Annotated in this window: 1 protein-coding gene; it reads left to right on the top strand. The window is 50.0% G+C overall.

Annotated features, from left to right (window positions below; genetic code table 11):
• Window positions 1–290 (top strand): IS3 family transposase (locus HMPREF2919_RS01590; protein WP_141754830.1); only part of this gene is annotated, 290 nt, incomplete at both ends.

Here is a 290-nt window from a genome sequence, read left to right as displayed (position 1 = left end):
GCACTCGGATATGGGGTGGCAGTATCAGCACGAGTTCTACGTCAGAACGCTTGCTGATAATGGTTTTATTCAGAGTATGTCACGCAAAGGTAACTGCATCGACAATGGTGCCACTGAGCAGGTCTTTGGACATCTTAAGGACGAGTTTTTTCGTGGCCAGGACTGGCTAACCTTTGAGAGTTTCAAAGCTGACCTCGATGCGTACATTACGCATTGGAATACAACAAGACGCCAGGTGAAGCTTAAGGGCCTGACTCCGGTAGAGTACCGGGATCAGGCCCTGAGGGAAG

It is taken from the genome of Rothia sp. HMSC068E02 (assembly GCF_001813565.1).
Lineage (GTDB): Bacteria > Actinomycetota > Actinomycetes > Actinomycetales > Micrococcaceae > Rothia.
Note: the sequence above shows the minus strand (reverse complement) of the source record. Positions and strands in the feature narration are given on the sequence as shown.